The sequence below is a fragment of the Kamptonema formosum PCC 6407 genome (assembly GCF_000332155.1).
Taxonomy (GTDB): domain Bacteria; phylum Cyanobacteriota; class Cyanobacteriia; order Cyanobacteriales; family Microcoleaceae; genus Kamptonema; species Kamptonema formosum.
Genome location: NZ_KB235903.1, coordinates 1,683,025 through 1,697,999 on the forward strand (window position 1 = coordinate 1,683,025; position 14,975 = coordinate 1,697,999).

General features: G+C 46.0%; 11 protein-coding genes and 1 tRNA gene. 2 read left to right on the forward strand and 10 right to left on the reverse strand.

The window, feature by feature from the left end:
- Nucleotides 1-302: 302 nt before the first annotated feature.
- Together OSCIL6407_RS34220 and OSCIL6407_RS0112325 are read left to right on the forward strand one after the other, a co-directional pair.
- Nucleotides 303-2,612, forward strand: a complete 2,310-nt coding sequence (locus tag OSCIL6407_RS34220) for a sensor histidine kinase (RefSeq protein WP_020699933.1) — start codon at nucleotides 303-305, stop codon at nucleotides 2,610-2,612.
- 181 nt (nucleotides 2,613-2,793) lie between these two features.
- The gene (locus tag OSCIL6407_RS0112325) at nucleotides 2,794-4,479 is read left to right on the forward strand and encodes an ABC1 kinase family protein (RefSeq protein ID WP_007356604.1); all 1,686 of its coding nucleotides are present in this window, start codon (nucleotides 2,794-2,796) and stop codon (nucleotides 4,477-4,479) included.
- A 71-nt stretch (nucleotides 4,480-4,550) separates the two neighbouring features.
- On the opposite strand, the gene OSCIL6407_RS0112330 is transcribed toward OSCIL6407_RS0112325, so the two are convergent.
- The 10 genes from OSCIL6407_RS0112330 to OSCIL6407_RS0112370 form a co-directional block, all read right to left on the reverse strand.
- Nucleotides 4,551-4,910, reverse strand: a complete 360-nt coding sequence (locus tag OSCIL6407_RS0112330) for a four helix bundle protein (RefSeq protein ID WP_007356605.1) — start codon at nucleotides 4,908-4,910, stop codon at nucleotides 4,551-4,553.
- Nucleotides 4,911-4,978: 68 nt separating this feature from the next.
- Nucleotides 4,979-7,321: a response regulator gene (locus OSCIL6407_RS0112335; protein ID WP_007356606.1), complete on the reverse strand. Its 2,343-nt coding sequence runs from the start codon at nucleotides 7,319-7,321 to the stop codon at nucleotides 4,979-4,981.
- A gap of 276 nt (nucleotides 7,322-7,597) precedes the next feature.
- Complete coding sequence (locus OSCIL6407_RS0112340) at nucleotides 7,598-9,742, reverse strand: ATP-binding protein (RefSeq protein WP_019487278.1); 2,145 nt, start codon at nucleotides 9,740-9,742, stop codon at nucleotides 7,598-7,600.
- Nucleotides 9,743-9,891: 149 nt separating this feature from the next.
- Nucleotides 9,892-10,890: an ATP-binding SpoIIE family protein phosphatase gene (locus OSCIL6407_RS0112345; RefSeq protein ID WP_007356609.1), complete on the reverse strand. Its 999-nt coding sequence runs from the start codon at nucleotides 10,888-10,890 to the stop codon at nucleotides 9,892-9,894.
- A gap of 253 nt (nucleotides 10,891-11,143) precedes the next feature.
- On the reverse strand, nucleotides 11,144-11,524 hold the full coding sequence (locus tag OSCIL6407_RS0112350; protein ID WP_019487279.1) for an anti-sigma regulatory factor: 381 nt from the start codon (nucleotides 11,522-11,524) through the stop codon (nucleotides 11,144-11,146).
- Between the two features lie 4 nt (nucleotides 11,525-11,528).
- Nucleotides 11,529-11,924, reverse strand: coding sequence for an STAS domain-containing protein (locus tag OSCIL6407_RS0112355; RefSeq protein ID WP_007356611.1), 396 nt, complete (start codon nucleotides 11,922-11,924; stop codon nucleotides 11,529-11,531).
- A 9-nt stretch (nucleotides 11,925-11,933) separates the two neighbouring features.
- Entirely contained in the window at nucleotides 11,934-12,800 is an 867-nt protein-coding gene (locus OSCIL6407_RS0112360) for an STAS domain-containing protein (RefSeq protein WP_007356612.1), read from the reverse strand.
- Nucleotides 12,801-13,226: 426 nt separating this feature from the next.
- Nucleotides 13,227-13,508, reverse strand: a complete 282-nt coding sequence (locus OSCIL6407_RS34225; protein ID WP_148288860.1) for a hypothetical protein — start codon at nucleotides 13,506-13,508, stop codon at nucleotides 13,227-13,229.
- Between the two features lie 230 nt (nucleotides 13,509-13,738).
- Nucleotides 13,739-13,811: transfer RNA gene (locus tag OSCIL6407_RS0112365), tRNA-Glu, on the reverse strand.
- Nucleotides 13,812-13,881: 70 nt separating this feature from the next.
- Nucleotides 13,882-14,928, reverse strand: a complete 1,047-nt coding sequence (locus OSCIL6407_RS0112370; protein WP_019487280.1) for a M42 family metallopeptidase — start codon at nucleotides 14,926-14,928, stop codon at nucleotides 13,882-13,884.
- Nucleotides 14,929-14,975 lie beyond the last annotated feature (47 nt).

A 14,975-nucleotide genomic window follows, 5' to 3' on the forward strand; every position in this document is an offset into this window, starting at 1 on the left:
TAAATTCTCGGAGGGGCAATAGCGCCTATTCAATCTCAGAAATTTTAGCTATTTTATTATAAGTAAGTAGGCATAGTTAAAGGTAGAATCGGGGAAGAGGAGCGCCGAGATTGTTCGCAACTATTTCTATGCCTGACTTGTAGGGGTGAAAAGCTAGCACAATTCAGCGGGGGATAGCCTGCGCTAGAATAATATTTATTTTATTTGCGGCCACCTAATTATAAACAGGGTTTGCCTATTAGCCGTAGAGTACAATTCTGCGGCCTACAGGCTAAAACATTTTAAATAACGGCTTTGCCATCATGATAAATTCTCAGGGAAATCAAGACTTTGCTAGAGCTCACTCGCGGATGGCAAAGCCTTTGACATTGCATCTACACGCAGGGCAAGAACCAGTATTACTTCAAAAATTTATGGGTCGTCTCATGCAGAACCAGACCGATCCTGCTCAACTGGGGCAGCAAATTTCCCAAATTCTTCTGGCGAACCTAGTTCCAGAAACAGTGCTGCCAAAAATAGCAGAGGTATTGGGGGCTGCTTGCCAGGGGGACTGTTGTCTGGTTGCTGCCCTCAAGAGCGATCGCGCAGAGATTCAGACGGGTTATTGGGAAATGGATCGGACTGTCGATTCTACTGAGATTTCCCAATTGCCCAAAATAACTCCAGTTAACAAATTCTTAGTATCGCTGACTGAGCGTCCTGCTTTTGGCAAAATGCTCCTGGGCGGGCGTTCTGTGGCAATTGCTGACATTCAGACCAGGGAAGTGAGTAGTACCTTGGATATAGAAGGAGAATCGCTTCCTTTTCGGGGGATGTTGGCGATCGCCACTCGCTTAGGAGGGGTCATCAACGGAACGATCGTTATCGGTTCCGTACAGCCTCGCGTGTGGTCAGTCTTAGATTTAGAGCGCCTAGAAGCCATAGCGACAATGGCTGCGATCGCCATCTCTCAACTTGAAAAAACTCAACAGATTACCACTCTACAGCAAGCAGTCCACCGTCAATCCCAATACCAAACTCTGCTCAGTTGGTTGACCTGCATAATTGACACCCCTCTAGAACTCAACCAGATTCTACAACTAGCGATCGAGGGTACTGCCGATACCCTGCAAGTAGATCGCGGCTCGATCGCCCTGCTGAAATACACAGATCCCCTATTTAAAACTCACTCCCCCAACCAAATTCCCAAAGCTAAAGTCACAATCGTCTGCGAGTGGTCTAAGGGAGCGGGGGAGCGGGGGAGCGGGGGAGCGGGGGAGCGGGGGAGCGGGGGAGCGGGGGAGCAGGGGAGCGGGGGAGATGGGGGAGATGGGGGAGATGGGGGAGATGGGGGAGATGGGGGAGTTAAATCTTCCCTATCCTCCCTATCCTCCCTATCCTCCCTATCCTCCCCATCCTCCCCATCCTCCCCATCCTCCCCATCCTCCCCATCCTCCCCATCCTCCCCATCCTCCCCATCCTCTTTCTGGCTGTCGGAGTGTTCCTTGTGCCAGGAGGCATTTACTCGCGCTCGCAAGCTGTTAGCGATCGCAGATACCAAGGAGTTACCAAATCAATACCTTGATTATGCCGCTGAAATCTTTAAGCCCCCCAGCATCAGAGCCTTATTGCTAGTTCCCCTAGTAGGAGCAACCCAAGGTACTATTTTAGGATTCTTAATATTGCAAGACTCTTCACCCCGCCTCTGGCAGCCAGAAGAATTAGAGCTTGTAGAATTAGTAGCAGCCCAAATCAGTGCAGCGATTATTCAGACTCAAACACTACAGCAAGTGCAAGCCCTTGTGGAAGATCGCACTGCCCAGTTACAGCGAAGTCTTGACGTGCAAGCTAAATTGTACGAACAAACTCGTCGGCAAGTTGACCAACTGCGACTGCTAAATCAGCTCAAAGACGAATTTCTGAGCACCGTCAGCCACGAGTTGCGGACACCTCTGACGAGTATGACCCTTGCCATTCGGATGTTACGTCAGTCCGACCTCTCCCCGGAGCGCCGCGCCGTCTATCTTGATATTCTCGATCGACAATGCTCTCAGGAAACCAATCTGATCAACGATTTACTAGCCCTACAACAGTTAGAGTCCCAGTCAGACTCTATCGAACCCGAAAAAATTGACCTCAAGCTTTTAATTCAAGATTTAGCTCAAGATTTTGACCAAAAATGGGCAGGTAAGGGTTTACATCTAGCAGTAGAAATACCCGGCAGACCCCTACCCCTACAAACCGATCCCAAAAGTCTAAGGCGCATTCTGCTGGAACTATTGACAAATGCCGGCAAATACTCTGCGGCTAACAGTACCGTCGTTTTGGCGGCCTATTTTGCCGCAGGCGAAATTGTTATGAGTATCTCCAATATCGGGCGCGGTATTTCCAGCGAAGACTTGCCCCATATTTTTGAGAAGTTCCGGCGGGGAAGCGGTATTACCGAACAAGCTATCCCTGGTACGGGTTTGGGCTTAGCTCTGGTAAAGTCCTTAGTAAAGCACTTACGCGGCACTATTGCCGCGTTTAGCTCTGGGCCAGCAGAGAATCCCGAAACTACTGAGTTGTGGCGTACTAGCTTCACCCTAACCTTACCCCTGTTTCCAGGGCAACACGCAAGTCAGGAGGAATAGTAAAAATTTGGTAATTGGTAATTGGTAATCGCTAATCGCTAATCGCTAATCGCTAATCGCTAATCGCTAATTACCCATCTCCCCCATCTCCCCTATCTCCCCCATCTCCCCCATCCTCCCCATCTCCCCATCTCCCTCTTTTCCCCTAGCCCCTAGCCCCTAGCCCCTAGCCCCTATATTTATGCTCACAAAAATTGCACCTAAGCCACTTCGCTGGCAACGGGCTCAATCTTCACCTTTAACTCGACAAATAGATGTTTTTACCGCCGCAGGACAGTTTATGTTCTATTTGTGGGCGGATAGGCTATTTCAAAATAACTCGCCTTATACAAGATCCGTCCGTGCTGAGTGGCTACTCAAGACTTTGCTAAATTTAGGCCCAACTTTTATTAAAATTGGTCAGGCTCTCTCAACTCGTGCAGATATACTCCCTTTAGAGTATGTTAATGAATTACAAAAATTGCAAGATAAAGTACCTGAATTCAATGCGGAAGAAGCGATCGCTCTGATTGAATCTGAACTTGGTAAAGAAATTTATGCTTTATATCGTGATTTTGACCATTTTCCGATTGCGGCTGCGAGTTTGGGACAGGTACACAAAGCTCGGCTACATACGGGAGAAGATGTAGTTGTAAAGGTTCAACGTCCGGGATTGCAAAAGTTGTTTGATTTGGACGTTAAAGCTATTTACAAAATTATGCGTTTTTGCCAGCGGTATTTGCCTTGGACTAGAAAATATAATTTAGATGCACTTTATAATGAATTTTTCACAATTCTTTATCAAGAAATTGACTATATACAAGAGGGTAAAAATGCTGAACGATTTGCTAATAATTTTAGAGGCTATCCCGGCATTATGGTTCCTAAAGTTTATTGGCGATATACTAGCAAAAAGGTGTTGACTGTCGAGTATTTACCAGGTATAAAGGTTGACGATCGACAAAGTTTAGAAGCTAAAGGGATAGACTTAAAACGTCTCAATCAGTTAGGGATTTCCTGTTACTTAAAACAATTGTTGCAAGACGGTTTTTTTCAGGCAGATCCGCATCCGGGAAACATGGCAGTTAATGCAGATGGCTCTCTAATTTTTTATGATTTTGGGATGATGGCAGAGGTGAAATCTCTGGCTAAAGAGCAGATGATTAGAACTTTTTTTGGAGTGTTGAGAAAAGATAGTGATGAGGTTTTAGAAACATTGATTTTGATGGGTTTAATTGAACCTGTGCCGGATATGATGCCAGTGCGGAGAATGGTAGCGTTCCTATTGGAAAAGTTTACTGAAAAACCGATTGATTTTCAAGCTTTTAATGAAATCAAGGATGAATTGTACTTGATGTTTGAGCAACAGCCATTTCGATTGCCGGGACAAATGATGTTCATCCTGAAAGCGTTGACGACTCTTGATGGTATTGCTCGAACTTTAGATCCTCAATACAACCCTGTTGCTTGTGCTAAACCGTTTGTTAAAAGCTTAACTACAGTCTCCCAAAAAGAACGAGGAAATTTGGTGGGAGAGCTGGCAAAACAAGCTAGAAATTATGTTAGATTTAAGTTACAGCAGCCGAGTAGAGCAGAAGTTTTAATCAGACATTTAGAAAAGCGGATTGAAGACGGCGAGTTGCAGGTGCGGGTGCGGACAATAGAAAGCGATCGCGCTCTGAAGCGGATTAATATGGCTGTTAAAACTCTGATTTATGCCTGCTTGACTGGCTTTGTTTTTCTATCGGGTGCGGTGTTGCTAATTGGGGGATATCAAGGAGGTGCGATCGCAGCTTTTTCTCTGTCAGCCTTGGGTTCGTGGTTTTTGGTGCAATCTCTTTTCAATTTGTGGACGAGAGAAAAGCTAGATAGATTGACGGAAAAATAAATATTTTGCTAATGGCTAATGGCTAATGGCTAATGGCTAATTGCTAATTGCTAATGGCTAATTGCTAATTGCTAATTGCCGATTGATTTTAGGTAAGCATTGAGTTTTGGAGACAATTCATCAATGACTGAGTTAAGGCGTTTTATTTGTTCATTTGTTAAAAGATTCCGTGTGTAGGCACGTCTTAACCAGTTGATTGTTTCATACAGAGAACCTCTAGCAATCTTTATGAAACGCCGATTATCTTGGAAGTTATATCGACCCTCGCCTTCTGCAATATTAGCCGCGATGCTATCTGCTGAACGGACTATTTGTTTACCAAGTGTATCTTTAGCGAAGTTATCCCATCCTTCAACAATGTGCCAAATCTCATCTGCTAATTTTTCAGACAATTGATAAACTTCCAATTTCTCAAAATTAGGCCGTCCCATCCCAACTCCTTTGATTACTGATTACATTAGCAATTAGCAATTAGCAATTAGCAATTAGCAATTAACTGTTAACCCGTCCTATTGGCGAGGTTAGCGACGACGGCGGCTAATTCAGCGGGTTCGATCGGTTTGGGTAAGTGGATCTGAAAACCGGACAAAAGCGATCGCGTCCGATCCTCAGCTCTAGCATAAGCTGTGAGTGCTGCTGCGGGAATTTGCCCCCCTTCCTGTGGTGAAAGCGATCGCACTTGGCGGATCAAAGCATAGCCGTCCTCTTCTGGCATTCCGATGTCACTGAGCAAAATATCAGGTTTCAAACTTTTAAGGGTCGCGATCGCCTCAACTGCCGAGCCCACTGCCACAACTTCCGCGCCGCACTCCTCAAGCACAGCCGTAAGAAAGGCCCGCGAATCAGCTTCATCATCCACTACCAACACCCGCAAACCATTGAGCGCTGGCAGATTTTCAAATGGAAGTTCGCCCCCAATACCGGGGTGTACCCGTTCTCCCGTCTCCAGATTTTGGCGAATAGGCATTAGGGGCAGCTTAATAGTAAATGTTGCTCCCTTCCCCTCACCTTCGCTTTGGGCGCGAACGCTACCGCCGTGCAGTTCTACCAAATGGCGGACAATAGCTAAACCGATACCCAAGCCAGTATAAGTTCTAGCGATTGAGCTGTCGGCTTGACGGAAGCGATCGAACACAAAGGGCAGAAAATCAGGTTTTATCCCCAATCCCGTATCCCTCACCGAAATCTCAACATGAGAGTTAACTCTCTCCAGGTAGACCTGAACTTGCCCGCCTTTGAGCGTAAACTTAACCGCGTTAGAAAGCAAATTCCAGACGATTTGCTGCAAGCGGTCTGAGTCTCCTGCCACCAGCCCCCCTGTGGAATCGAAGATGGTTTGCAGGCGAATCTCCTTAGCTTCAGCCGCAGGGCGGACTGTATCTAAGGCTGCTTCAATGACGGTGACAAGTTCAACTGGGCGGACATTCAGCCGTACCTTACCCTGAATGATCCGGGAAACGTCGAGCAAATCCTCAACTAATTGCGCTTGGGCTCTAGCACTGCGCTCAATTGTCTCCATTGCCTTGGCTGTCGTCTTCTCGTCAAACTTGCGAGTATTGAGCAGGCGCAGCCAACCCAGCATGGCGTTTAAGGGCGATCGCAACTCGTGGGATAGCGTCGCCAAAAACTCATCCTTCATCCGGTTGGCAGTCTCCGCCTGAGTGCGGGCATTCTGTTCGCGGATGAGTAACTGGGCGCGTTCGTCTTCAGCTTGTTTGCGTTCGGTGAAGTCGCGCATGATTTTAGCAAAACCCCGCAATCCTGCCTCATCTTGCAGGGAAGTGAGAATACCGCTAGCCCAGAAACGGCTGCCGTCTTTACGGATGTGCCAGCGTTCGTCCTCTGCTTGACCTGCCGCTACTGCTTGCTCTAGTTCCAGCTTGTCTGTGCCGGCAGCTAAATCCTCCGGTGTAAAAATAATCGATGTCGGCTGACCGATTGCCTCTGCTTCCTCATAGCCTAAAATTCTTTGAGCTCCTACACTCCAACGGATAATGTATCCTTGGGCATCAAGGAAGAAAATTGCGTAGTCTTGTGCATTGTCTAACAGCAGACGGAACCGCTCTTCAGTTTCTCGTTGCGCTGACTCGGCTTGCTTGCGGTCTGTGATATCGGCGACAATCCAAACTGCTCCTGCAAAATTACCACGATCGCCTAAAATCGGGTCAGCAGTGACAGAAAACCAGCGATCGCCAAACCTCAGTTCTAAATTTTGTCGGCGGCCAGTTTCTCGAGCCCGAATAAAGAGATTTACTTCCGTAGCACCGATCGTATCTTGGATCAAATCCTGATAAAAACAACCTTTAATCTCGCTTTCCGATTTTCCCCAAAGTTCCCTCGCGGCGCAGTTGCACCGCACTATACTGCCATCGCTATCCAGCAGACACACCAGATCCGCGATCGCATCGAAAGTCGTTTGCCACTCCCTCGCCAGTAGCCGTGCCGCTTCCTCTGCCTTTCTGGTACGAAGCAAAGCATTGACAGTCGCGACTAACTCAATCGGCTCTACAGGCTGGGCGAGATAGCCATCTGCACCGCCATCTAACCCCTGTACCTTATCCTCGCTCTTGACAAAACTAGCCGAGAGATGTAGCACCGGAATAAACGCCGTAGCAGGGTTAGTCTTAATCTGCCTACAGACCTCAAACCCATTGATATCAGGCAACTGCACGTCAAGGACAATTAAATCTGGTTGGTAGTCGAGTGCCAATTGCAGGCCAGCTTTCCCAGTGGCCGCCTGTTGCACATCAAACCCCGCATTTTGAAGCATCCGGGTAACGATATAGCGGTTAGCTGCGTTGTCGTCTACGTGCAAGATCGTGACTTGAGGTCGGTCGGGCATAGTTTTTGGAAAAAATAAGGAAGAATTAAGGTACGAATTAGGCTATAGGTTTGATTTAATCGCTTTTTTAGTGCCGAAACGATAAAACTACCATTATTTTGCGAGTCAACCACAGACCGAGATCGTCTAGAGGAAGAAAAATAAAATAGGAGAGCGGTAATTTTAAAGGAGGGAGAGCGAAGTCTGGGTATATATAGCAGTCGCCAAGGCGATTAGGACACGATTGATTGCTGGAACCCGCTTATTCTATTCCCTTCTTCCCTAGTCCTGAGCATCCTAGTCCCTAGCTATAGGTATAAGCCCTGCTTTTATCAGAGCTTCCCGGAGTTTACCGCTTGCCACCTCGTGATGTTGACTCTCTTTAGATAGAATTGCGATCGCGTTTTGTGCTATATACATTGACTCTTGTGGGTCGAGCAACTTTGAGCTATTAACAATTACAGAGATATTCTTAGTATCAGGATTGCTTTTAAGTTGTTTCAATACTTCAAAACCATTCATTCCTGGCATCTCCAAATCTAAAAAAATTGCATCAATAGTTTCCGTCTGAGCTAACGCTAAACCTTCCTGCCCAGACTCAGCTTCAATTATAGTAAAATTAGGATCGGCTAAGTATTCCTTGAGCAAGTATCTAGCTACTTGGTCGTTGTCTATAATCAAAACTTTTTGCGGCAAATCCCCCTTGACTAGAGCATTAATTTTGTGGAGCAGCGGAAGTCGCTCCGCAGGTTTGATAAAAAACGCATCTGCACCCAATGCGCGAGCTTTCCTCTCGTTGTCAATGACAGTGATTACAATCAGAGGAATATTCTGCGTTGCTTCGTTTCCTTTCATTTCAGCAATCAAAGTCCACGTACTCTGTTTATCTAGTAAAATGTCCAATAGTATAGCTACAGGTCTAAAAACTTGAAGGGCCTCTCTTGCTTGACAAAGCGATCCAGCTATTATCATTTGATAGCAAGAACCCTGAAAATATTTCTCATAAGTAAATAAAGTTTCTACATTATCTTCTACTACTAATATAGGATAGAGAGCTGCATCCAAATTGCAAGAGAAATTCTCCCTTTGCACATCCTCTTTGATACTGTTATAAACGACAGGAATTGTAGCAAAAAATGTTGAACCTTTCCCTAATTCGCTGGTAAGAAAGACACTTCCTCCCAGCAATTCAGCTAATTTTTTGGCTAGCGGGAGTCCCAAACCTGTTCCTTTAAATTGTGTTTGTAGGGGAGAATTAAGTTGGGTATATTCTTCAAATATCAGCTCTCGATCGCCTACGGCAATACCGATACCAGTATCCGCTACGGAAAAGACAACAGTGTTACCAGCAATTGCCGCTGAAACCCTAATTTCTCCAACTTCTGTATACTTCAACGAATTGGAGATAAAATTTCTGAGAATTTGGCTAACCTTGCCTTCGTCAGTGTAAAGTTTATGGCAACCGACAACTTCTTCAAAAACTAGAGAAACTGACGAATTATAGGCCAGTAAAGGCCGTAGCATACCCCTCAAAGCTCCAAAAAGGTCGCTAATTTCAAACTCATTGGGATGCACTACAATTTTGCCTGCTTCTGCCTTTGCCAAGTCTAATAAGTCATTAACTAAATCCGAAAGACATTCAGCAGATTTACGGATGAAAGTCACTTGCTTTTCTTGTTCTAATGTCAATTCACCATCCATCCTGTCTAACAGTATCCGCGAGAGAGATATAATTGAGTTTAGCGGCGTGCGAAACTCGTGGCTCATATTTGATAAAAATCGGGTTTTAACTTCATTTGCCTTCTGTAAGGAATCGGCTTTTTCATCTAATTCGGCATAGAGAGCTACTACTCCCCTATTAGTATCTTCTAATTCGCAATTGAGCTGAATTAGCTGCTCTTCACGCTGACGGATATCTTCTAGAGCTAATAGTAATTCTTGGTTCTGCTGCTGAATTTCTTCAAAGGAACTTTGAGGCGCTTGCATCGCCAATTTACTGCCCAACTGCCCTAAGTCTTTTGCTGTTAAAATAGAAGGCAACCTCGGCAAGTTTTTTTCCATCACGACGATAGTTCCCTCACCTACCGAAGAGGAAATCTGAAATCGATCCATTAACCGCTTGCTGCCAATAATACCTAGACCCATGCCAGTTGTAGATATATATTGTCCATTGAGAATAGTATTAAGATTAGCAATACCTTGACCTCGATCCTCAATGGAAATTATCAATGTTTGAGGCGAAGATATTTCCACCCAAAATTTAACTTTTCCGCCTCCGGCATATTGAAAAGCATTGCGACCAATTTCAGATACAGCAGTGGCAATGCGAGTTTTATCCTGAGCCTGAAAACCTAATAAACTTGCAATTTGCCCCGCCCGCTGGCGAGTCATGACGACATCTTGTTCAAATTTGATTTCTAGAGTTAGGAGAGTGAAAGTCATTGCTAATGGCTAATGGCTAATGGCTAATGGCTAATTGGTAATGGCTAATGGCTAATTGCTAATGGCTAATTGCTAATTGCTAATTGCTAATTGCTAACAGTTGACAGTTGACAGTTAACAGTTAACAGTTAGCAGTTAACTTAAAAATTTTATTTAGCGGCAAGCACTGTCACATCATCGCGACCTCTAGTGAAATCTCGGTACAAAACTCCAGCAATTAAACAGGGATGTTTTGATACTAAACCAGCATAACGCTCTAGATGCCACTGCGTACCCAACCCATCGGAGTGCATGACTAAAAGACCTCCTTTGGGCCACTGATAGACAAATTCCTGAATTTTGCGAACCTCATGTCCGACAGTACCATTGTGGGAAACCATGCTGTAGTTTGCATCGGGAGAAATGACTGCGGCAGAAATATTTCCGATTCCTGCAAAGCGAACCGATGCGCTACGAAAGTCAATTTCTGCGATCGCGATTACTGCACCCCGCGTACTTCGCAAAGCCCCATGAGCCGCCTCTATAATCTCTTTTGGGCTTTTATGAGTATTCTCTCGAAATATCCTCACAGCTTCATTAGATGCGATCGCAGCTTGCGGGCCGTGACCCAACCCGTCGGCCACTAGCAGCAAACTACGATCTTCCTGCTGTTCTACGGCCCAAGCATCCCCTGAAACATCCTCGCCTCTGACAGGTAAGCAAACTCCGCCAATTTTTAGGCGATCTTCTGGTGGGGGTGAATCGTAAGATGTTGCCCAGATGTGGCTTAATATGGCTGTGCCGCCGTTGGTAACAGAATAAATGTCAAAAAAGTTAGATAGCCGCTGGCAAGCCCCCAAACCGTTTCCCAGAGTCCCGCCTGTAGAAAAGCCGTCGCGCAAGCACTCGCTAATACTGCTCATTCCCGGCCCAGAGTCTAAGGCTAAGATTTCTATAAGCGCGATTGAGTTTAAGACTTTTGCTTGTAGCAATAGTTGACCGTTACGGGCGTAGCGGACGAGGTTTTTTGTCAACTCGCTGACTACGATGCTAACCTTTCCACGATCTGTTTCGTTGAAGCCAAGTTGATTAGCAAAGGCTACAGCTATCCGCCGCGCTTCGCCAGCTTGACTGGACTCTAGAATGGGTAAGGCGACTGGTTCTGGCATATTTGCTTCCTGGGTTTGGTTTAAGGTTATCTATTTCTCTTTTCTTTTCCTCCTCTATGCCTTTGTGTCTTCTTAGGTTCATTAAATTGCAGGGTTTTGCTTTTCAATAAGACTACAAAAATGAGACATAACTTTGGGTATAAAGGAAGGGGAGTAAACTTCAAAAATTCTCTCGTTTTAGGACAGAGGTTTGGCAAGAGGTCTAGGAATTTCAACATGACTCTCACTATTTTTTTGGTGGTAAAGAAGTCAGCTACTTCCACTTAGCGATCGTAATAGTTGTGCCCTCACCGACGCGAGAAACGATGTTAAATTCGTTCACGAGCCGCTTGGAACCAGAAAGACCCATGCCAAGCCCGCCTCCGGTGGTGAAGCCGTCTTTTAAGGCAAGGTCGATGTCGGGAATGCCGGGGCCTTTGTCTTCAAAGGTGAGCCGCACACCCCGGCGGTTTCCCTCTTGTAGGGTTTCCAGTTGTAGTTGCCCGCCGCCGCCGTAGTCTAAGGTATTACGGGCGAGTTCGCTGGCCGCCGTCACGATTTTGGTTTGGTCTACGAGGCTCAAACCTTGTTCCACGGCTAACTTGCGGACGGCTTGCCTTACTAGCACAACGTCTGCGGCGGTTTTGATGCTCATGGTTTCAGACCTCTGCACGGTCATCTGGCATCTCCTCTGGAGTTGCTAGCGATCGCCGCAATAGAGCCATTCCCCTCTCTACGTTTAAGGCTGTGCGGATGCCTTTGAGGGAAAGCCCTAATTCTACTAGAGTAATGGCTACTGCTGGCTGCATTCCAACTACGACTGTTTCGGCATCAAGTATCTGCGACATTTTGGCAATGTTTCCTAATATTCGCCCGATGAAGGAGTCAACCATATCTAAGGCGGAAATATCTATTAATACGCCGCGAGCATTTGTCTGGTTGATGCGATTTGTGAGGTCGTCTTGTAATGTCATGGCTAGGCGATCGTGCATATCGACTTGGATCGTAACTAAGAGAAATTGACCCATTTTAAGTATGGGAATTTTTTCGTCCATGATGCTTCCTTAAGTGCGCGGCTGGTTGCGGGTGATGCTGGCTCCAATGCGTTTTAATGCTAGAGCAAAAGCGTCGGCTAGGGTGGCTTTGGTGATCACGTCCGCGAGATCCACGCCGAGGTAAACGATGGTTTGGGCGATTTGGGGGCGAATGCCGCTGATGATGCAGTCAGCGCCCATTAAGCGGGCGGCAGTAACGGTTTTGAGCAGGTGTTGTGCAGTTAGGGTGTCTACGGTTGGGACTCCGGTAATATCAATGATCGTAACTTCTGCGCCTGTCTCTACAATTTTTTGTAGGAGGGACTCCATTACACCTTGAGTGCGGTTGCTGTCCAGGGTACCGATGATTGGTAAGGCTAATATCCCATCCCACAGTTTTACAACTGGGGTGGAGAGTTCCATGAGTTCTTCTTGCTGGCGATAGATGACTTCTTCGCGGGCTTTTTGGTAGATTTCTGTGGTCAGTAAACCTAGTTTATCTAGGAGGGTACTGACTGACCAAATCTCTTGGATGAGGTTTTGGCTATCGTTTGCGAGTTCGGAGTGTAGCTGGGTGAATAAGGGGTGTTTTAAGGATAAAATAAAGGTTGCGGTTTCTGAGGGTGTGAAGCCTTTGTGAGAGCGATCGCGCGATATGCTGGAAAGCATTTCTCGCACTGGCCGCCATTCTGAGGTGTTGATGTCAGTTAAGTTACCGCGATCGAGTGCTGCTACTAGGAGGTCTAGAAATTCTCTGCACTCTTCCCGTACTTCTATTTCTTTGAGCGAGTCTTGGCGACTGCTAGCAGTCATCTGCTCTGAGAGCCATGCTGTCAACAGTTCCGAGCGGTATTTTTTGAGAATTTCGGAAATTTTGCTTTGGCCGTTCAAGCTCATATTTGCTGTTCCTTACACCTGTGGGAATTAAAAGAGCCTGTAACAAAGTACAAAGATTAGGCTTTAAGGTATAACTAGCGTTACTTGGAGCTGTTGGCAGACACGGGAAAGCGATAGAGTTTTATTTTATATCAATTCCAGTTTGTTAACCACGATTAGGTGCTGGGGCGGGTTTACAAGCTTTCTAGCTTGTATTACATCTCGCAGGCGAAGCACTCCTAGAGGAATAATGGTTAATCAAGCGGACTTAATTCTATTTGACGCTGGTCGTTGACGCGAACAATTGTCCAGTTTGAGGTAGTCCCTTTAAGGCTAATTTATCTATATTGCACTATGGGTTAGGGGGGGGGAAGTGGAGTTTGGGCTAAATAACTCCTTATTGTTAAGTTACCACGTTAAAGGGTTGACTTACAATCGGCAAGAGGGTTAAGATTTACGACTACGAGTGTAGGGCGATCGCGATACTCTGTTTTGGTCACACTTGTGCTCTATTTTAGGATACTCAAGGGCGAGGGATGAGGTTTCTGGGTCTGGTAGGCGATCGCAATTCTCAAGTCGTCTGTTTCTGAGGCAAGAGCACTTTCCTTTAGATTGAGTTAAGTTCACCTGAAAATCCGATAGTTGCGATATTTTTCTATTTTTTTCACCACTTTTGTGAGCGTAAAGCTGGCAATTTCCGATCGCATTTGCGCTTGTAAAATCCCTCACTTTACCCTATTTGTATCATTGATAATGAGGTATGGCAGGAGGCAGGAGGCAGGAGGCAGAAGGCAATACTAGAAATGATTTGGGGGATGGAGAATGCCCTAAACGTTGTGGCGGTTGCTATAATTGCTAACCGTTAACAGTTAACCGTTAACCGTAATTTTAAAAAGGTACAAAAAATAAGTGCTGAATTATGGGATTAGCTCACAACTCAGCACTTATAATTTTTTTGATACCCCCAGGGGAATTCGAATCCCCGTCGCATCCGTGAAAGGGATGTGTCCTAGGCCTCTAGACGATGGGGGCGTGTGTTTCACACCTTTATTAACTTAACGCATCTTTCTGAGTTTGTCAACTACTTTTTCAAAAATTTTTTTTATTGGTTCCAAGGCTGTTGGCAGTAGGCTGTGAGAATGCGAGTACAGTTAGCGATCGCACCTAAATGAGCAATCTCAAACCCGTGAGTGTTTTGGGTGGGGAAGGCCAAACAAGCGGCCCTAGCTACGTGACCAAACTTCATGGCGATCGAGGCATCGCTACCAAACCCAGCGATCGCTGCCAATTGTACCACCACACCCGCGCGATCGGCTGCTTGGCGCAATTCCCCATTTAAGCCTTCATCATAAATCCCGTAGCCATCCTGAGACAACAAAACTGGCTTTTCGCCATCATCAATGGGATATTCCGGTGCCAAGGGGCAAATTTCCAAAGCAATTAACGCATCTAATTCCTGTCTTTGAGTAAAGTATAGTGCCCCGATCGCGCCGACTTCCTCCTTCGCCGATGCCACCAAATAAACATTAACGGGTGGTGCTTGCAAAGATGCAGCTACATCTAGTAAAATTGCCACAGAAGCTTTATTATCCAGGGTATAACTAGCAATATAATCCTTTAATCGTAGCGGGTGTTTGCGGTGCTTTCCTACTACCATGCGCGTACCTGGACGAATGCCTGCCTTAGCTAATTCTTCCGCACTACATTTCGTTTCAATCCAAGCATTTTCCCACTTTAATGCCACATCTTCCTGCTGAGATTTTTGAGGAGATTCGTGAGAAACATGACGGGAACCAAAGCTGAGGATACCACTAATGGTTTGATTATCTCCCAATAAATCGACAACGCCTTCGCCATAAACCCAAGGGAAAGAACCCCCAAGTTTACGAACTTGGACTCGGCCATTTGATGTTACAGTTTTGACGATCGCGCCGATTTCATCTTTATGGGCAGTAATTGCGATAGAGTGTTGAGAATCGCGACCTGGAATTAGTGCGATCGCATTTCCTGCACTGTCAAGCCAAGCCTTTACTCCCATTTTCGTAAACCTATCGATTAACCAGTCGTCAACTTCCGACTCAACACCACTAGGAGAGTGGTGCATCACTAGCTCTTCAATCGTAGCAAACAAGCGATCGTACTCTTGCATTTTTTTACCACAAAAGGGACGAGAGAGGGGATGGGGGAGATGGGGGA